The organism is Sphingomonas sp. 7/4-4, assembly GCF_027941955.1.
GTDB lineage: Bacteria > Pseudomonadota > Alphaproteobacteria > Sphingomonadales > Sphingomonadaceae > Sphingomonas.
Map to the genome: position 1 here is coordinate 3,849,778 of NZ_CP115960.1, position 18,481 is coordinate 3,868,258.

The 18,481-nt window shown below is 66.8% G+C and carries 15 protein-coding genes, 1 tRNA gene and 3 pseudogenes; 7 read left to right on the top strand and 12 right to left on the bottom strand.

The genetic code is table 11. From position 1 onward, the window contains the following. Positions 1-279: 279 nt before the first annotated feature. Positions 280-1,635 carry a hypothetical protein gene (locus PIB19_RS19775; RefSeq protein ID WP_271238714.1) on the top strand — a complete coding sequence of 452 codons (1,356 nt, stop codon included), beginning with the start codon at positions 280-282 and terminating at the stop codon, positions 1,633-1,635. Between the two features lie 9 nt (positions 1,636-1,644). Here the strand turns inward: PIB19_RS19775 and PIB19_RS19780 are convergent, their stop codons facing one another. From PIB19_RS19780 to PIB19_RS19795, 4 genes are all read right to left on the bottom strand, one after another. Further along, positions 1,645-2,787 (bottom strand): acyl-CoA dehydrogenase family protein, encoded by a 1,143-nt coding sequence (locus tag PIB19_RS19780; protein ID WP_271238715.1) that lies wholly within the window; start codon positions 2,785-2,787, stop codon positions 1,645-1,647. Beyond that, a complete protein-coding gene (locus PIB19_RS19785) occupies positions 2,784-3,563 on the bottom strand; it encodes an SDR family NAD(P)-dependent oxidoreductase (protein ID WP_271238716.1) in 780 nt (259 codons plus the stop codon). The genes PIB19_RS19780 and PIB19_RS19785 overlap by 4 nt, the downstream gene beginning before the upstream one ends. Positions 3,564-3,596: 33 nt before the next feature. Continuing rightward, positions 3,597-4,667 (bottom strand): CaiB/BaiF CoA transferase family protein, encoded by a 1,071-nt coding sequence (locus tag PIB19_RS19790; RefSeq protein ID WP_336297199.1) that lies wholly within the window; start codon positions 4,665-4,667, stop codon positions 3,597-3,599. Positions 4,668-4,805: 138 nt separating this feature from the next. Next, complete coding sequence (locus tag PIB19_RS19795) at positions 4,806-5,957, bottom strand: acetyl-CoA C-acetyltransferase (protein WP_271238717.1); 1,152 nt, start codon at positions 5,955-5,957, stop codon at positions 4,806-4,808. 214 nt (positions 5,958-6,171) lie between these two features. Here PIB19_RS19795 and infA point away from each other — a divergent pair, with 214 nt between their 5' ends. The 5 genes and pseudogenes from infA (at position 6,172) to PIB19_RS19820 (ending at position 8,237) form a co-directional block, all read left to right on the top strand. Continuing rightward, a complete protein-coding gene (gene infA / locus PIB19_RS19800; RefSeq protein ID WP_003049127.1) occupies positions 6,172-6,390 on the top strand; it encodes a translation initiation factor IF-1 in 219 nt (72 codons plus the stop codon). An 11-nt stretch (positions 6,391-6,401) separates the two neighbouring features. Continuing rightward, positions 6,402-7,004 carry a Maf family protein gene (locus PIB19_RS19805; RefSeq protein WP_271238718.1) on the top strand — a complete coding sequence of 201 codons (603 nt, stop codon included), beginning with the start codon at positions 6,402-6,404 and terminating at the stop codon, positions 7,002-7,004. After that, positions 6,997-7,943 (top strand): annotated as a pseudogene (locus PIB19_RS23830) (ribonuclease E/G). The gene PIB19_RS19805 and the pseudogene PIB19_RS23830 overlap by 8 nt, the downstream one beginning before the upstream one ends. Before the next feature lie 3 nt (positions 7,944-7,946). Next, positions 7,947-8,132, top strand: a complete 186-nt coding sequence (locus tag PIB19_RS19815; RefSeq protein WP_056611123.1) for a DNA gyrase inhibitor YacG — start codon at positions 7,947-7,949, stop codon at positions 8,130-8,132. Positions 8,133-8,161: 29 nt separating this feature from the next. After that, a tRNA-Phe gene (locus PIB19_RS19820) sits at positions 8,162-8,237 on the top strand. A 143-nt stretch (positions 8,238-8,380) separates the two neighbouring features. Here the strand turns inward: PIB19_RS19820 and PIB19_RS23835 are convergent. The 6 genes and pseudogenes from PIB19_RS23835 to PIB19_RS19845 all read right to left on the bottom strand — a co-directional run. Continuing rightward, a pseudogene (locus tag PIB19_RS23835) lies at positions 8,381-9,196 on the bottom strand (DMT family transporter); the annotation flags it as partial. A gap of 310 nt (positions 9,197-9,506) precedes the next feature. Then, entirely contained in the window at positions 9,507-10,301 is a 795-nt protein-coding gene (locus tag PIB19_RS19830) for a rhamnogalacturonan acetylesterase (protein WP_271238720.1), read from the bottom strand. Continuing rightward, complete coding sequence (locus PIB19_RS19835; protein ID WP_271238721.1) at positions 10,301-11,890, bottom strand: family 43 glycosylhydrolase; 1,590 nt, start codon at positions 11,888-11,890, stop codon at positions 10,301-10,303. Before PIB19_RS19835 ends, PIB19_RS19830 begins: the two co-directional genes overlap by 1 nt. 96 nt (positions 11,891-11,986) lie before the next feature. Continuing rightward, positions 11,987-15,283: a TonB-dependent receptor domain-containing protein gene (locus PIB19_RS19840; RefSeq protein WP_271238722.1), complete on the bottom strand. Its 3,297-nt coding sequence runs from the start codon at positions 15,281-15,283 to the stop codon at positions 11,987-11,989. Between the two features lie 349 nt (positions 15,284-15,632). Continuing rightward, the gene (locus PIB19_RS23840; protein WP_443018758.1) at positions 15,633-15,905 is read right to left on the bottom strand and encodes a helix-turn-helix transcriptional regulator; all 273 of its coding nucleotides are present in this window, start codon (positions 15,903-15,905) and stop codon (positions 15,633-15,635) included. Further along, the gene (locus tag PIB19_RS19845; RefSeq protein WP_271238723.1) at positions 15,812-16,324 is read right to left on the bottom strand and encodes a helix-turn-helix transcriptional regulator; all 513 of its coding nucleotides are present in this window, start codon (positions 16,322-16,324) and stop codon (positions 15,812-15,814) included. Before PIB19_RS19845 ends, PIB19_RS23840 begins: the two co-directional genes overlap by 94 nt. A gap of 88 nt (positions 16,325-16,412) precedes the next feature. Between PIB19_RS19845 and PIB19_RS19850 the strand changes: the two genes are divergently transcribed. Next, positions 16,413-16,817: a GFA family protein gene (locus tag PIB19_RS19850; protein ID WP_271238724.1), complete on the top strand. Its 405-nt coding sequence runs from the start codon at positions 16,413-16,415 to the stop codon at positions 16,815-16,817. Here PIB19_RS19850 and PIB19_RS19855 read toward each other — a convergent pair. Together PIB19_RS19855 and PIB19_RS23845 are read right to left on the bottom strand one after the other, a co-directional pair. Continuing rightward, positions 16,814-17,692, bottom strand: coding sequence for an NAD(P)H-hydrate dehydratase (locus PIB19_RS19855; RefSeq protein ID WP_271238725.1), 879 nt, complete (start codon positions 17,690-17,692; stop codon positions 16,814-16,816). The two genes, PIB19_RS19850 and PIB19_RS19855, sit on opposite strands and share 4 nt — an antisense overlap. Further along, positions 17,689-18,457, bottom strand: a pseudogene (locus PIB19_RS23845) (histidine phosphatase family protein). Before PIB19_RS23845 ends, PIB19_RS19855 begins: the two are co-directional and overlap by 4 nt. Between the last annotated feature and the right edge of the window lie 24 nt (positions 18,458-18,481).

Sequence of the window (18,481 nt, forward strand, 5' to 3'; positions counted from 1 at the left end):
TTGCTCCTCGGCGCCGACAGGCGTAAACAGGGTTTGCCGCGGCGCGCGACCGTTTCGACGGAAGCGGCTGCGGCAAATGCCTTGATCGGGCTGCGTGCCCGGTCCTTGGCAGCAGTCTCGCGACACATTGAGACATGCACTGGGCTGTACCATGTTGGGCAAGGGTAGTACCTTTCCAGGTCCCGTCCTTGTGGCTCCATGGTAACCTAGTCCGCCGGCTTCGAGCCGGCGGACGTGCATTGGGCTTTGGCCGGCGCTGTTCTTGCGATAGCGTGCGGCATGTTTGTCCGGGCTTGTTTTCCTTTCTTCGATACGCGATTCGCGCGTGAGGATGCCGCGGTTGATCTTCGCCCGGCACCGCGCTGGCTTTATGGCGAGCCGCCGCCGCCGGCCGATTATGTCGGGCGATTGGGCAAGGTGGCGAAATGGATTCCACCGCGGCCCTATGCGCGCTGCTCCGCCGCCGACCTGATCAAGATCGAGCGCGGCGACGAGGATCAGTTCGCGCTGCGCGTGGACGGGATCGAGATCGTCGCCGACCAGCACGGCCATGCCCGGCTCGCGGTGACGCTGGACGCGCAGGCCGCGGCCGGTGGGCAGGCGCAGCTGGGCGAGCTGATCGAGATGGTCTCCACCGCCGACGTCAGCGTCCGCCACCCCGATCGCCGGGGCGTATACGATACGCTGGGCGCGGCAGCGGAGGTGCTGTGCGACCTTTACGCGCGCGAATCCGCCCGCACCGCACCCGAGCCGCGCGGCGGGTATCAGCCCGACTGGGTCCATCCCGGACGCCCCTTCCTCGTGCTCGTCAACACGCGTCGCGAACCGGTCGCGCTGCCGCTGACGCTCGACATGCCCGCGCCCGATCCCGGCTTTGGCGGACGTATCCATTTCTTTCCGTGGCGCGCACCCGACGGCGATACCGCGCTGCCGGTCTGGTATATCGACGCACCGCGTGGGGGTGACGCCTGGCGCCAGCCCGCCGAGGCGCTCGAGGATCTGACTGCGCATTACGAGGAATTGTTCCTCTGCGCGATGCTGGAGGAGCAGGCGGGCGACGATCCCGCTTATGCCGGCTTCCTCGAGCGGCATCGCAAACGGCTGGCCGGATCGCTGCGCCGCGAGCGTCGCCACGGCGTCGATCTGCAGGCGGCGCTGCGGCTGCTTTCGGACTATGACCGCTCCGTGCTCAAACCGCGCGAATCCGACACTCTCGAAGCGACCTTGATTGCGCGGATCAACGCGCAGGTCGGCGATTCCATCCTGAGGAGAAACATCGTGGTCAACATCACCGGCGACAACAATCTCGTGAACCTCGGCGTGATGAGCAACAACACCATCACCATGACCAACAAGGCGATCGACGAGGCCACGGCCCCGGACGCGCTCAAGACCCAGCTCAAGGCGCTCCGCGATCCGCTGATCGAAGCGGCCAAGGAATTGCCCGAGGAGGACGCCAAGGCCCTGCTGAAGGATTACGAGACCTTCACGGATGCGGCGCTGCGGAAGAATCCGCCAAAGGAAGTGGTCAAGGCGCAGGGCAAGAACCTGATCGATACGGTCAAAGGCTTCGCCGCCTTCGCCACGCCGGTGGCGACGATCGTCGGCGCGATCCTCAAGATCGTCGCCGGCTGAATCCACGGGTCAGAGGCTGCGCGCGATCAGTACCTTCATGATCTCGTTCGACCCGCCATAGATGCGCTGCACGCGGGCGTTCCGCCACATCCGCGCGATCGGATAGTCGTTGATATAGCCATAGCCGCCATGGAGCTGGAGGCACTCGTCGACCACCTGGCCTTCGCTGTCGGTGACCCAAAGCTTGGCGATCGCGGCAGTGGTGAGGTCGAGCGTGCCGGCGAGCTGGCGCGTGATGCAGTCGTTGACGAACACACGCGCCACTTCCGCCTTGGCCTTGCATTCGGCGAGCTTGAACTGGGTGTTCTGGAAGTCGAACACGCGCTGTCCGAACGCCTGACGTTGCTTGACGTATTCGGTCGTCACCTCGACGGCCTTCTCCATCGTGATCACGCTGGAGACCGCGATGACGAGGCGTTCGCGCGGCAGCTCGGCCATCAGCTGGCGGAAACCCTGACCCTCGGTCGTGCCGAGCAGATTGTCGGCGGGCACCCAGACATCGTCGAAGAACAGCTCGGAGGTGTCCTGCGCATCGAGTCCGATCTTGTCGAGCGCCTTGCCGCGGCGGAAGCCTTCGGCCTGATCGGTCTCGACGACGAGTAGCGAGACGCCCTTGCCGCCAGCCGCCGGATCGGTCTTGGCGACGACGATGACGAAATCGGCGATCTGGCCGTTCGAGATGAAGGTCTTGGCGCCGTTGATCCGATAGCCGTTGCCGTCCTTCAGCGCCGTGGTGCGGATCGCCTGCAGGTCGGAGCCTGCGCCGGGCTCGCTCATCGCGATCGCCGCGACGCTCTCGCCCGAGCAGAGCTTCGGCAGCCAGCGGCGTTTCTGCTCCTCGGTGCCGTGGGCGAGGACATAGGGCAGGATGATGACGTTGTGCAGCGACAGCGCGAAACCCTCGACGCCGTGGCGGCCGACCTGTTCGACGAGCGTGACGTCATGACGGAAGTCGCCGCCGGCGCCGCCATATTCGGCCGGGATCGAGACGCCGAGCAACCCGGCTTCGCCTGCCTGCCGCCAGAAGGCGCGCTCGACCTGTCCGGCGTCGCGCCATTTGGCGATGCGCTCGGGAGGGGCTTCGCGCTCGAAGAAACGCGCGGCGCCGTCGGCGAGGGCGACCAGTTCGGGGTCTTCGCGCCAGTTGCTCACCGCGGCGCCATGCGGATCGCGCCGTCGAGCCGCACGTCCTCGCCGTTGAAATAGGGGTTGCGCAGCATCTCGAGCGCGAGGCTGGCATAGTCTTCCGGCCGCCCGAGGCGCTTGGGGAAGGGCACCGAGGCGGCCAGCGCTTCCTTCACTTGCGGCGGCGCGGCGTTCATCAGCGGCGTGTCGAAGATGCCGGGGAGGATCGTGTTGACGCGGATGCCCTCGCCCGAAAGGTCGCGCGCGATCGGCAGGGTCATGCCGACGATCCCGCCCTTCGACGCCGAATAGGCCGCCTGGCCGATCTGGCCGTCCTCGGCGGCGACGCTGGCGGTGTTGACGATCGCGCCGCGCTCGCCGTCTTGGTCGGGGTCGAGTGTGAGCATGCCGGCGGCCGACTTCACGATGCAGCGGAAGCTGCCGACGAGGTTGACCTGGATCACCCAGTCGAACGCCGCGGCGGGGAATTGGCGGATCTCGCCGGTCGCCTTGTCGCGCCCGACGGTCTTGAAGGCATTGCCCACGCCGGCGCAATTGACGAGGATCCGCTCCTGGCCGTGCGCGTCGCGAGCCTTGGCGAAACCGGCATCGACTTCGTCGTCCGAGCGGACGTCGACCTTGCAGAAGATTCCGCCGATCTCGGCCGCGAGCAGTTCGCCCTTTTCGGCATTCATGTCGAACAACGCGACCTTCGCACCCGCCGCGGCGAGTGCCCGCGCGGTTGCCGCGCCGAGGCCCGAGGCGCCGCCCGTCACCACTGCTGCAATGTTCTCGAACTTCATGCCATTCTCCTCAGCCGATCGTCACCGCGGCTTTCAGGGCCGCGATCCGGGGTTCGTCATATCCGAGCTCGGCCAGCACCCGATCGGTCCATTCGCCGGGTTGTGAAACCTTCGGCGGCGATGCGGGTGTGGCGGCGAAGCGCGGCGCGGGGTGGGGGCGCCGCCCGCGAAGGTGCCGCGCTCAACGTTGTGCGGGTGGGCTGCCGCCTCGTCGAAAGTGAGGACCGGCGACACGCACGCCTCGGGCGCGAAATGCGCGACCCATTCGTCGCGCGTGCGGGTGGCGAAGATCGCCGCGAAGCGTTCGGTCCGCGCGGGCCAGGCGGCGGCGTCCATCTGGCCGGCACCGTCCTCGCCGAGGCCTGCCACCAGCGCGGCATAGAATTGCGGCTCGATCGCGCCGACTGCGACATAGCGGCCATCGGCGCAGGCATAGGTCCGGTAGAAAGGCGCGGCGCCGCTCAGCAGGTTCGCGCCCGGGCCGTCCTGCCACATGCCCGCGGCCTTGAACCCCCAGCTCATGCTGGCGAGCAATGCGGCGCCCTCGGTCATCGCCGCGTCGACGACTTGTCCGGGCGCGCCCATCTTCACGCCGAGCAATGCGCTGACCATCCCGAAGGCGAGCAGCATCCCGCCGCCGCCGAAATCGCCGACATAATTGACCGGGGCGACCGGCGGCCCGCCCGGTGTGCCGATCCCGTCGAGCAGCCCGGCGACGGCGATATAGTTGATGTCGTGGCCGGGGGCTTGGGCGAGCGGGCCGTCCTGTCCCCAGCCGGTCATCCGGCCATAGACGAGGCGCGGATTATCGCCGAGCAGCACTTCCGGCCCGAGGCCCAGCCGTTCCATCACGCCCGGGCGAAATCCTTCGATGATGCCGTCGGTGCCGCGGCACAGCGCGCGGGCGATCTCCACGCCTTCGGGTGCCTTGAGCTCGACGCCGATGGCCTTGCGGTTTCGGGCCAGCGCGTGCGGGCCGAAGGCGGCGCCGGGGCGCTCGATCCGGATCACCTCGGCACCGTGATCGGCAAGCATCATCGCGGCGAACGGGCCGGGGCCGATGCCGCCGAACTCGATGATGCGGATGCCGGAGAGGGTGCCCATCAAAATCCTCCCCCGGAGGGGAGGGGGACCGCGAAGCGGTGGAGGGGTAGTTGCCCCAAGCGATATCGCCCGTGGAGACTACCCCTCCACCAAGCTGCGCTTGGTTCCCCTCCCCTCCGGGGAGGATTGTGTGAACCCTCACAGCGCCTCGACGATCGTCACGTTGGCGATGCCGCCGCCCTCGCACATCGTCTGGAGGCCGTAGCGCAGGCCGCGCTTGCGCAGCGCGTGGACGAGCGTCGTCATCAGCTTGGTGCCCGAAGCGCCCAGAGGGTGGCCGAGCGCGATCGCGCCGCCGTTTACGTTGAGCTTGTCGGGATCGGCGCCGACATGCCCGAGCCACGCCAGCGGCACCGGCGCGAACGCTTCGTTGACTTCGTACAGGTCGATATCGTCGATCCGCATCCCCGCGCGCCTGAGCGCCCGGTCGGTCGCGAACAGCGGCTCCTCCAGCATGATCACCGGATCGCCCGCCGTGACGGTGAGGTTGTGGATGCGCGCCAGCGGCGTCAGCCCATGCGCCTTGAGCGCGGTCTCGCTCACCACCATCACCCCCGATGCGCCGTCGCAGATCTGGCTCGCATTGCCCGCGGTGATCACGCCGCCTTCGACCAAAGTCTTGAGGCTGCCCAGCCCCTCCCTGCTCGCATCGAAGCGGATGCCTTCGTCCTGTGCGTGCCGGGCGGGGCCGTCGGCGGTCTCGATATCGAGCGCAAGGATCTCGTCGGCGAAGTCGCCGCGTTCGACCGCGGCGGCGGCGCGGCGGTGGCTCTCAAGCGACCAGGCGTCGAGTGCTTCGCGGCTGTGCCCGTATTTCTTCGCGATCATCTCGGCGCCGGTGAACTGGCTGAACCCGCGCACGCCGAAGCGTTCCAGCTGGCGATCGCTATAGGGCTTCGCGCCGGCGACCGACGTTCCCATCGGTACGCGGCTCATATGCTCGACGCCGGCGGCGATCACCACGTCCTGCGTGCCCGACATCACGGCTTGCGCGGCGAACTGGATCGCCTGTTGCGAGCTGCCGCACTGGCGGTCGATCGTGACGGCGGGGATGCTCGCGGGAAGCCCCGAGGCGAGCACTGCGTTGCGGCCGACGTGGAGTGCCTGCTCGCCCGCCTGGCCGACACAGCCCATGATGACGTCGTCGATCGCGGCGGGATCCACGCCGCTCCGCGCCGCGACCTCGGCGAGCATTGCTCCGGCGAGATCGACCGGGTGCCAACCCATCAGCCGGCCGCCCCGCCGCCCGCCGGCGGTGCGCGCCGCCGCGACGATATATGCCTCCGCCATCACCCTCTCCTCGCGGCACTGCCGGCCGTCACTTACATCAGTGTAAGTGGCGCGCGACGGCCAAGGCAAGCGCTTGTTCGGCGCTGGACTTTGCGGGCCGGGCACCCCATCTTGGCACATTGGACGTCGCGATCTGCCGTCCACCTTCCCTTTTCATGCGCGGCAGAGTAAAGGCACCGCCACTTTTGCTCGCATTCACTCGAGAGGCATATTTTTGGCCAAAGAAGAACTCCTTGAAATGCGCGGTCAGGTCGTTGAGCTTCTGCCCAACGCCATGTTCCGCGTTCGGCTCGAGAATGATCACGAGATCCTCGGCCACACCGCCGGCAAGATGCGCAAGAATCGCATCCGCGTGCTGGTCGGCGACGAAGTTCTCGTCGAACTCACGCCCTACGACCTGACCAAGGGCCGTATCACCTACCGCTTCAAGTGAGCGTCGGGCCGATGCGGCTCGTCCTCGCTTCCACTTCGCCCCGCCGGCTGGATCTGCTCAAGCGGATCGGCGCCGAGCCTGCGCGCATCGCCGCCCCCGACGTCGACGAGGACGTCCATGCCGGCGAGCTGCCGCGTGCCTATGTGCTCCGCGTCGCTTTGGCCAAGGCGCAGGCGGTCGAGCGCGGCGCGGACGAGATCGTCCTCGCCGGCGATACCACCATCGCCGTCGGCCGCCGCATCCTCGCCAAGCCCGCGGACGAAGCCGATCTGCGCCGGATGCTGGCGCTGCTCTCGGGCCGGCGGCACCATTGCCTGTCGGCGGTGTGCCTGATCGGGCTGGACGGGAAAGCCCGGACACGGATCTCGGACACGATCGTCACCTTCAAACGGCTGAGCGACGCCGAGATCGACTGGTACGTCGCGAGCGGCGAAGGCATGGGCAAGGCGGGCGGCTATGCGATCCAGGGCAAGGCCGAGGCCTTTGTCCGCTTCCTCTCGGGCAGCCATTCGGGCGTGGTCGGGTTGCCGGTGTTCGAGACCCGCGCACTGCTCGAGGCTGCTGGCCACCCGCTGCATCAGCAGCGGGACCACGAAGGGCGCGCGCTTGGCTGAGTGGCTCTACGAGGCCGGCATCGGCGAGAACCGCGCCGCGCTCGTCTCGCGCGGGGTCATCTGGAAGGCGCGGATCGAACTCGAAGGCAGCGCACCGCGACACGGGGCGGTGCTGAACGCGCGGCTGGTCGACAAGAGCACCGGCAAGGTCGCGTTCGAAGGCGGCGAGGCACTGTGCGATCCGCTGCCGCAGGGAATCACCCAGGGCGGCACGCTGAGGGTGCGGATCGTGCGCGAGGCGATTCCCGAGCCCGGCCGTGCCAAGCTTCCCAAGGCAGTGCCGGCGGGCGTGGACGCGGTGCCGGGCGAAGGGCCGGACCTGCTGGCGCGGATCTCCGCGACCGAGGTGCCGGTACGAATGCTGCGCGCGCATGAGAGCGACCTGCTGGAGGAAGCGGGTTGGTCCGAAGTGCTCGAAGAGGCAGTGACCGGCGAGATCGGGTTCCCCGGCGGCGCGCTGCGGCTGTCGCCCACGCCGGCGATGACCTTGTTCGACGTCGACGGCGGCGGACCGCTCGAACCGCTGGCGGTGGCGGCCGCGCATGCGGTGGCACGGGCGATCGAACGGCACGGGATCGCCGGGTCGATCGGCGTGGATTTCCCGACCCTGGCGAACAAGGCGGCGCGGCAGGCAGTGGCGGAGGCGATCGACGCGGCACTGCCACAGCCGTTCGAACGCACCACCGTCAACGGTTTCGGTTTCCTGCAGATCGTGCGGCGGCGGACCCGTCCCTCGCTTCCGGAGCTGTTGCGTGCCGATCCGGTGGGAGCACAGGCACGCGCGGAGCTGCGCCGTATCGAGCGGCTTCCCCGCCGCCGCCGGCTACCCATATGGTGGACAGGCGAATCGCCAACCGGCTGGCGCAGCGGCCCGAATGGACCGCCGAGCTGGCGCGGCGCATCGGCGGCGCGACGGCGTTCGTCGCCCCCAAGGAGTAGACATTGGCCAAGCGTGACGGCTGCCCGATTTGCGGCAAACCAACCGAACCCGGATTCAAGCCCTTTTGCAGCCGCGGCTGCAAGGATCGCGACCTGCTGCAATGGCTGGGCGAAGGCTATCGTGTTCCTGGCGAGCCTGTCGATCCGGGACAACAAAGCGGGCTGGACAGCGCGCGGGACGCCGACTAAGAGGCCCGCTCCCGGCCACGCCGGGCCCTGCCCGGGTAGCTCAGTTGGTAGAGCATGCGACTGAAAATCGCAGTGTCGGCGGTTCGACTCCGTCCCCGGGCACCACTTTCCTCGCGCTGAAACCTAAGCCTCGCCGGGAGTCCCGCCTGCGTGTCGGCGCGCCTGTTCTGGCGCGACTGGACGAACGCACTGACGAGGATTCCGCCGAGGATCAGCGCCATGCCGGCGAAATGATGCGCGTGCAGTTGTTCGCCCAGCGTGAGCGCCGCGAGCAGCGCGCCGAACAGCGGCATCAGCGTAATCGCCTGGCCCGCGCTTGCCGGGCCCAGCGTCGCGACGGCGGCGTTGAACAGCGCAAAAGCGACGACCGAGGGCAGCAACGCCACGTAGAGCACCGCGGCGAACACGCGCGGCGTCCAGTGCATCACGGCGATCTCGTGCCATTCGGTGGCGGCCAGTGGGAGCATCGCGAGCACGCCGATCGCGAAGGTGACCGCGAGGAAGCTCGGGGCATGAAGCTTCGGGCGGAGGCGCAGCAGCGAGGTGTAAAAGGCCCAGGCGACCACGCCGCACAGGATCAGCGCGTCGCCACGATTGAAAGCGACCTGCGACAGCGCGCCGAGCTTGCCCTGGAAGATAATCACGACGACGCCGAACGTAGACAGCGCGACACCGATGATCGCACCGATCCCTGCGCGCGCGCCGAAGATGAGGAAGTCGACGAGCAGTACCAGAGCGGGGATCGCCGCCTGCACCAGCAGGCCATTGGTCGCCGTGGTGTAGCGCAGCCCGGAATAAAGGAAGCCGTTGAATGCGGCGACGCCGAGCAGGCCCAGGAGGAGGATCACCGGCCAGCTCCGTGCGATCGCTGCACGATCCTGGGCGATGTGGCGGGCGGCGAAGGGGGCGATCACCAGCAAAGCGCCCGTCCAGCGCAGCAATGCGAGAAACAGCGGCGGTATGTCTTCGCGTACCGCGCGGCCGACGATCGAATTGCCCGCCCAGAGCAGCATCACCAATGCGAGCATGCAATACGCGGCGGTCTGGGGACGCAGGCGGATCATGCCCGCCCTCTAGGGGAGGTGGCACCCGTTCGCCAGACGGAAGGGGCGGGACGACCGCTGACGCCCCAATTGCAGACATTTGCAAACATGCTTGCAATGTAGGATTTCGCCTGACAGCCTCATCTAGCTCTTTGACATCGTAACGCCCCTCTCATCCTGCTCGTGCGAAAGCAGGATAAGCGCTGCCTGGTCCACACCATCCTGGATTGCCTGCGCAGGAACACGGCCGGCCAGAACCACGCAATCAGTGTGACCCTAGTGTGACCTTTCGCGGCTAACCACCCGTTCTCCGTCGTGAGGCACCGGGCGGCTAGCGCACCAGCAGCGGACGCATCCCGGGAACAACGGCCGCGAGCTCGCGCGTGACCATCGCGGCGAAATAGTTCGCGCCCTCGATTCCCAGGTGCGTGCGATCGAACGAGAGCTTGGGCTGGGCCATCGGTTGGACCTCGACTTCGGTCGCGGTTGCCGGCACGGGCGCGACCGGCGCGGAGCCGGGCCGGAGCTGCGCGAAGCGGTCCGCCGCGGCCTCGCCCATCGCCTGCACCGCGGCACTGCTCTCGGCATTGAGGTCGAGCAACGGAACCTTCTTCTCGGCCGCGACCTTGCGGATCGCGGCAGCCCAGGGATCGAGGTCGTTCTGGAGCCTGCCGTCCTTGAACATGCGGCGGGTGAGCGGCGTCAGCAGCACCGGCTTCGCGCCCGCGGCGCGGACCTCGTCGACATAGCGCGCCATATTGAGAGGGAATTCCGTGGCAAGATCGGTCGAGCGGCCGGGCTTGCCGGGCTGGTCGTTATGGCCGAACTGGATCAGCACCCAGACGTTCTTGTAGCCCGGCGTGCGCATCTCGGCGAGCGCGAGGTCCCACGAGCCTTCGGCGCGATAGCTGCCCGAACTGCGCCCGCCGCGCGCGAGGTTCACGCACGCGGCAAAGGACGTCACGTGATAGGCGCAGAAGCTCGGCCCCCAGCCCCCGATCACCGCAGTGGTCGAATCGCCGACGAGGATGATCTTCGAGGCGGCGATCGGACGCGGCGCTTCCGGCGCGGTCTGCGCAACGGCCGGGGCGGCGAGCAGCATCGCGGCGAAGGCGAGGCTGCGCATCACAGCGCGCGGAACCGGAAGTCGCGGAAGCGCGCCTCGCCTTCGCCGGCGGAATAGAGGCCCGGGCGCAGCATCAGGAAGCCGCCGCGGACATTGTGATGGTAGCCCGAGACTTCCATGCCGCGATCGAAGCGCTTCCAGGTCTGGCCGCCGTCTCCCGAGGTGTGGAAGGAGACGATGTGGCGATTGTTGGTGACGCGCATCTTCATGCGGCGCCCGTGCGGATTGGCCGGGCGCCCGCGCTCGATGCCATATTGGTGCGTGACGAAGCGCTTCTCGTCGAAGCCGAGGCCGGCATAGAGCTTCTCGTCATAGAAGAGCAGCAGGCCCGCGACGCCGCCGGGGGCGATCTCGATATCGCATTCGAACTGATAGGCCTGGTCTCCGGCGATGAGGAGCAAGGGCGAGGAGCTGCTCGGCGCAGTGCCGCTGGCCTTGAGCACGAGCGCGCCATTCTCGACGCGCTGGCGGTTGCTCTCGTCGGGCGCGGGCTTGAAGAAATTCCAGTGGCTGCCGAGCTGCAGCGGCTTGCTGAAATCGTCCGAGAGCGGCTGGCCATGGGGCAGCGCGGTGCCGCTTTTGGGCTTGCGGATCGGCTGCGACAGATCGCCGCCCTTCATCCTGAACCAGCCGTCCTTCGTCCATTCGACCGGATCGAGCAGGGTCTGGCGGCCGAGCGTCCAATAGCCGTTCTCGAAGCCGTGATAGACCGACCACCAGCTGCCGTCGGGCGCCTCGACAAGGCTGGCATGGCCGCGCGACCACCATTTCTCGTCCACGCTGGTGGTGCGCACCAGCGGATTGGCGGGGCATTGCTCCCACGGCCCATGGATCGAGCGCGCGCGTGCGGCGATGACCATGTGGCCGGTGGGCGGACCGGCGGTGCCGCCCACCGCGGTGATCATGTAGAAATACTCGCCGTGACGGTGGATCTTGGGACCCTCGGGGGAAAAGCCCTCGACATCCCAATCGTCGGGATAGCGCCACGGATCATAGACATGCTCGACTGAGCCGACGGTCGAGAGGCCGTCGGCGGACAGGCGGATGCGGTCGCCGCCCGACAGGAACAGCCAGCGCGAGCCGTCCTCGCCGACGGCGTGGCACGGGTCGATATGGTTGGGCATCTTGAGGTCGATCGGATCGCTCCACGGCCCGTCGATATGATCGGCCCAGATCACGAAGATCGAGTTCGGCTTCGCCTTTACGGGAATGTAGAGGAAATAGCGGCCGTCATGCTTCTCGAGGCTGACCGCCCAGACCGAGCCGATGTTCTTCGTCAGCGCGGCCTTGCGCGGCTGCCAGTTCACTAGATCGCGCGAATGCCAGATCGTGAGCCCCGGATAGGAATCGAAGCTGGAGAAGGTCATGTAATAATCCGTGCCGTCCTTGAGGATGGCGGGATCGGCGCGATCGCCCGAGATCAGCGGATTGAGGAAATTGCCGTTGCCCAGATCGGCGACGCGCTGATTGTCGAAGCCGCGCTTCCAGTCGGGTGCGGGCTTGCGCGCGGGCGCCGCACCGGCAGGTAGCGCCAGCGCGCCGCCTCCGAGCAAGGCGGTGCCGATCGATTCGCGACGCGTGAGCTTCATCGGTCTATCCTCGAAAACTGGAGGCGGTGAGAGTGAGCCGTGCAATATCGGTCGGAAGGGTGGCGGCAATGCCGATATGCATCGCCGCCTTGCCCCTTAGAAGATCAGCCGCAGGCCGCCGGTGACGATGCGACCGGTGCTGGCATAGGTCTGGGTGACCGGATTTGCGCCGTACATCGTGCGATATTGCGGGTCGTTGGTCAGGTTGCGCGCCTCGAGCGTGAGCTTGGCGAAGTTCGTGACGTTTACGGCGAACGCAAGGTCGATGTTGAGCGTGTTCTCGTTATAGCCGAAATCGGCCACGACCGGCGAGTTGCACGCGGCGCCGGCATTGGTGGTGGTGCCGACCGAGCAGGTGCCGCTCGCGAGCGGGAAGCGGTTGACGTAGCGCGTGCGATACGCCCCCGACACGCGCGCCGACCAGACGCTGTTCTCGTAATAAAGCGTGGCGTTGAAGGCGTCGGGCGAGGTGTTGAGGAACGGCCCTTCGGCGAAGCTGTTCTGCGCGGTCGAGCCTCCGGTCTGGGTCGTATTGAGCACCGTACCGGTGAGATAGCTCAGGTTCGAATCGATGTGCGTATAGTTGGCAGTGATGCCGAACTTGTCGAACGGCGCGGGCAGGAAATAGAAGTCGGTCTGCAGATTGACTTCCACGCCCTTGATATCGCCGCCCGGCGCGTCGGCGAACTGGCGGATCGCCCAGATGCCGCCGGCACGCGTGTAGGACTGGAGCGTCGGGCTCGTGATCGACGCGAGCACCTGTTGGTAGAGCGCCGGTTCGAACACCGACGACAAAGGCGCCTCCAGCGCGATCTGCTGCGGGAAGCTGCCGATGCTCTTCTTGAAGAAATTGACCGCGATCAGCCCGTTATGGGAGAAATATTTCTCGAAGCTGAGATCGAGATTGGTCGCGCGGAAAGGGTTGAGATAGGGATTGCCGATGGTGACCGCCGGCGCCGCGCCGGTCGCGTTCAGGCCGGTGGCGAACGAAGTGGTGCCCGGCGTCAGCGCAGAAAGCTGCGGACGCGACATAACCTCCGCCGCGGCGAAGCGGATCAGGAAATTGTCGGCGACTTCCCAATTGGCATTCATCGAGGGCAGCCAGTCCCAATATTCGTTGTGCGCGGTGACGGGTACGCCCGCTACGCCGTCGCTGCCGCCGACATTGCCCGAGCCGGAGACGCGCGTGTTGGCGATGCGCATGCCGACATTGCCGCGCAACGGCCGGCCGAACAGATCGACCTTGTAATCGACCTGGAAGAAACCCGAGACGTCCTGCTCGGTGACTGCGGCGCGCTGGCGCCCGTCGACGATCGCGCGGAAATCGCCCCATTTGTTGACGCAGTTGCAGTCGATGCCGAACTGGTTGACGAACTTGTTCAGGTCCGGCGCAAAATAGCTGGTCGGCGTTCCTGCGGTAACGTTCAGCCCCTGGCCGAAACCGACGGTCTGGCCGAGATCGGTGACGTTGAGATGCGCCTCGGCGAGGGTCGGGTTGATCGCCTCCATTCCCTGGTTGCGACGGCCCTGATCGCCGGAATAGTCGAACTTCTTGGCGGTCATGCCGAACTTGAGCGCCATCTCCGGCAGCGCTTCATACGTGAAGTTGACACGAGCGACCCGGAATTCGTTGTCGACGGTGTTGGTGAAATAGCGGATCGTCGACAGGCCCTTGACCAGCGACCAGCTCTGCGGGTTGGCGACGTCGAAGCCGGGATTGAACCCCGGCATCTTGCCGCCGTCGCGATCGTCGAACGTGTAGCCGTCACGATCGATCGCATTGAACTCGGCGAGCAGCCCGTAAGCGCGGAATTCGGACTTCGACCAGCCGGCGGTCGCATCGACATAGAGGCCGTCGGTCAGATCCTGGTGTATGTTCGCGGTGAGCTGCTTGAACTCGGTGGTGCCGAACTGCGCGTCGGCAAAGCTGCGCCAGTCGACATCGTCGAGGACGAGATAATCGGCCTGGTTCGCGCCGTTGACGTGCGCCGCGCGGATCTTGGTGTTCGGACGGCCGATCAGTTCGTTGTAGAAGCCGGTGCCGTTCGCCGTTGCCACATAGCCGGGCGAAGCGGGATTGTTGTAGTAATCGAACGGATTGAGGTTGTTCGGATTGAGGCTGTTGAAATAGCCGGGCAGCGGCGTTGCGCCGAGGCCCGTCCCGGCGGCCTCGCCGTTGCAGTCGATGACCGCGCTCGGCACGCAATTGGGATAGAGCGCGACGCGATCGGCGAAGTAATTGGCGTTGCCGACCGGCCGCAGCCCCGCCGAGCCCGTCTGCGCGGCGCGCGCATTGGTGCCGTTGCGGTTCAGGCCGATGGTGGTGATGCCGCTCGAATTGCTGTTCTGATCATATTTCGAATAGACGCCGTCGATCGTGATCTCGGTGCCGGGTGCCGGATGCCATTGCGCCGTTGCGGTGAAGCCGAGCCGCTCGTAATCCAGAAACTGACGGCCGATCGAAGGCAAGGTCGGGATGATCGTGGTCGGCGTGATCAGGGCATAGGCCGCAGGATCCGAACCGAAGGTGGCGCCGGTGCCGCCCGGACGCGCAAAGCCGTAGGTGATCGGCGTCACGCCGTTCAGCTGCGAATTGCGATAGGCATATTCGAACGCGCCGATGCCGCGGCGGTACGAATCGATCTGCTGCTCCTGCTTCTGGTATGCGCCCGAGACGAGGATGCCGAAATTGTCTGTGATCTTGACCGACGCGAGCCCGGTGAAGCGCGGATTCCAGCTCTTGCCGTTCTCGCGATACTCGCCCTCGGCGCCGATGGCGAAGCGATTGCCCTTGTAGGACAGCGGCCGTCCGGTGGTGAGATCAATGATCGCGCCGAGTGAGCCTTCGTCATTTTCGGCGGCGGTCGACTTGGTAATCTTGATTCCGCCGAACAGCTCGGAGGCGAAGGTATTGAAGTCGAAGCCGCGCGAGCGGTTGGCGCCGGCGTCCGACTGATTGCCGCCCGCGACGTTCTGCGCATCCGCGCCGTTGAGCCGCACCATCTGGAAGTCGCCGCCGAGGCCGCGCACAGTGATCGTGCGGCCCTCGCCATTGTCGCGGTCGATTGAAACGCCGGGCAGGCGCTGGATCGATTCGGCGAGGTTGGCGTCGGGGAAATCGGCGATGTCCTCGGCGGTAATCGCGTCGACGATCTGGTTCGAGGCGCGCTTGATGTTCAGTGCGTTCTGCAGCGAGGCGCGAAAGCCGGTGACGACGATCTCGTCACTCTGGGACGGGGCATCGACCTGGTTCTGAGCGGCGGCGGTCTGCACTTCGGCTGCGGGCGCGGCGTCCTGTGCGAGGGCAGCGCTGCCCCAGGCCGCGGCCAGCGCGAGCGCGGCAAAGGACGCGCCGGTGCGCAGTATCGTGGCGGTGGCGTTCTTCTTGGTCATCTTTTCCTCCCGTTGGCGGGCGCCGCCATCCCAAGCGGTCGTCCCCATCATATGTCGTCGAGGAGGGGCGGCGTTTGCCGCGATTGCCGGGGTATGCGGGCGATCGAACCGTCGCTGCAGGACCCGCGGGCGTTTGCCTCTCCTCGTTTCGCGCGGCCTTTGCGACCGTCGCTCCGGAATCGTCATAGACACCGGTAGCATAAAGGTAGCGCGAACCCCTTGCTCGGGCAACCGCAAGCGCGCTGATTAAATCGATTGAAAATCAATGATATGGCAATATTGATACCGGTATCAATTGAAGATGGAAACCATATTCGCGCCATTCCGCCCGAATCGAATCGATGAGAAATCAGTTTGTCCGGGGAAGGCCCAAGGTCGCGTGCCATCGTCTCCGCAGCACTCCCGGATCCATCGGTATGCGATCGTCGAGGATCGTGACCCCCGCGATCCGATCCAACCGGAAGCTACGGAAATCGTTTCGCAATTCGCACCACGCGATGAGCACCCGGACCGCGTGGAGATAGCCGATCACCAGCGGCCAGACCGTCCGTTCGGTGCGCTTGTCAGACGGATCGACATAGGAAATATGGATCTTGCACGCGGCGCGGATGGCGCCCCGCAGCTGGGCTGCGTCGACGCGATCCTCGACCGTTTCCCACGCCGGCGGCGTTCGTGCCGAGGGTCTTCGAGAAAGGCGCGCATATCGTCGGGCAACACCGCCGCGACCTTGGCGAGCACGTCGCGTGCGGCACGCGCCAGCGCGGGATCGGCATGGCCGGCAACCCATTGCACGCCCAGAGCCACCGCATCGATCTCGTCCGCGGTAAGCATCAGCGGGGGCAGATCGAAGCCGCCTTCGAGAACATAGCCGATCCCCGCCTCGCCGCGGATCGGCACGCGTTGCCCGATCAACGCGGCGATGTCGCGATAGACCGAGCGTTTCGAGGTCTCGAGCTCGGCGGCGATCGCGTCAGCGGTCACCGGCCGGCCGGTGCGGCGGAGGATCTGGACGATCTGGAAGAGGCGGTCGGCCTTGCGCATAAAAAGGACCTTACTGCCATGCTGCTGACACCATGCTGGCAGTAGCATGGCAGTAAGTCTAGCTTTCGAAAGCAAAGGGAGTCGAACGATGCAGAAGACCTATCATGGCAGCTGCCATTGCGGCGCGGTGCGCTTCGAGGCCGAGATCGATCTCGAAGCAGGCACGGGCAAATGCAATTGCTCGATCTGCACCAAGAGGCGCAATTGGGGCGCGCTGCTCAAGCCCGAAGCGTTCCGGCTGCTGAGTGGCGAAGAGGTGTTGAGCGACTATTCGTTCGGGACGGGGCAGGGGAGCCACCGCTTCTGCAGCAAATGCGGCTGCGCGCCGTTCAGCCAGGGCGACGTGCCCGAGATCGGCGGTGCGTTCGTGTCGGTGCAATTGGGATCGCTCGACGATGCGACCGACGAGGAACTGGCGGCCGCGCCGATCAATTATGGTGACGGGCGCAACAACGCGTGGTGGCAGCCGCCCGCAGTGACGAGCTATCTCTAGCCGATGGCCGCGAGCAGGCGGGGGATCTCTCCGACCAGCTCGCGGCCGAGAAAGCCGAGCGGACCCACGCGCTCGGCCAGCCGGCGCCCCGCTTCGCCGTGCAGCCACACCCCCCAGGCGGCGGCGATGCGGGGCGCCGCACCGCGCGCCAGCAGGCCGCCGATGATGCCGGCAAGGACGTCGCCCGAACCGCCGGTCGCCAGCCCCGGTCCGCCGCCGGGATAACGGAGCACATCCTCGCCGGGGCAAGCGATCCAGGTCTCCGGGCCCTTGAGCAGCACCACGGCATCGAAGTGCCGGGCGGCTTCGTGCACGAGACCGGCCGGATCCTCCTTCGCCCGCGCGGGATCGCAGCGCATCAGCTTCGCCATCTCGCCGGGATGGGGCGTGAGCACGATATGGCCGCGATGCGCCCGGATCTGCGCCGCGAGATCGGCGGCGGCGGCGATCGGAGCAGCATCGATCACCAGCGAGAGACCGGCGCGGGGCTCGGCGATCACCGCCTTCAGGATCGCCGCGGCGGGCGCCTTCGCGCCCATGCCTGGGCCCAGCACGAGCGCATCGCAGCGCTCGAGATAGCCGCGCAGCGCTTCGCCTGCATCGTCGCCGAGCTCGCCCGCTTCATTGGCGGAAAGCGGGAAGATCGCGGCTTCGGGAACGAACATGCCGAGATGCAGTGCGACTCGTTCGACGGTGGCGAGCTGGAGCTTGCCCGCGCCGGCGCGGAGCGCGGCCTCGCCGGTCAGGCGAAGCGCACCGGGGACGGTCTCCGAGCCGCCGGCGACGAGTACGCGGCCGCGGCTGTTCTTGTTGGTATCGGCGGCGGGCGCGGGAAGTGGGTGGGCGGCGAGCCAGGCAGCGTCGAGCGGCGTCATCCGCGTGCGGCGACCATCGCGTCCGGCGCGGAGGTGGTCTCCGCGACGGGATCCTCGTCGACCGGCGCGGTGACGTTGTAGCGGACGAGAACCAGCCCGCCGTCCTTTCCGATTCCGGGATCGTGCGCATATTCGGTGATCGAGCAATTGGCGACGTCGCTCGCCTTGTCGATTGCGAGAATCTCGGCCTCGCTCAGGTTCTCGATGATGTAGCGAAGGCAGAGCACCACCACCTGGTGCGCGACGATCATCACGTCGCGTCCGGCATGATGCAGCGAGACCGTGTCCATCAGCGAGCGGAGACGGAAGATCACGTCGCACCAGCTCGCCGCCGGGCGGCCGGTGATAGAATTTGCCAAGCAGGCGGCGGAACTCGGCCTGTTCGGGCTGCACCGCGCGGATGCCGGCGGTGGTGAGGCCGTCGAGGATGCCGAACTCCTTCTCGCGCAGGCGTTCGTCGACGCAGATGGCTTCATTCGGGTTTGCGCCCCCGGCGTCGCGGAAGCGCCGTGCGGTTTCGCGGGCGCGGAGATAGGGGCTGGCGAGGATCACGTCGGGGCAGCCATGGCCCTCGCCGCGTACGAACCAGCGGCCGAGTGCCTCTGCCTGGCGTTCGCCCAGTTCGGACAAGGGCACATCGACATCGCGGATGTCGATGGCGATACGGTGCTCGCCCGACGCGTGGGCGAGGTCGCGCGCGACGTTGCCGGCGCTCTGGCCGTGCCGGACGAGCCACAGCCGCGTGGGCCAGCGCGTGATGGTCATGCGGAGGGTTTCCGGGGTCGCATG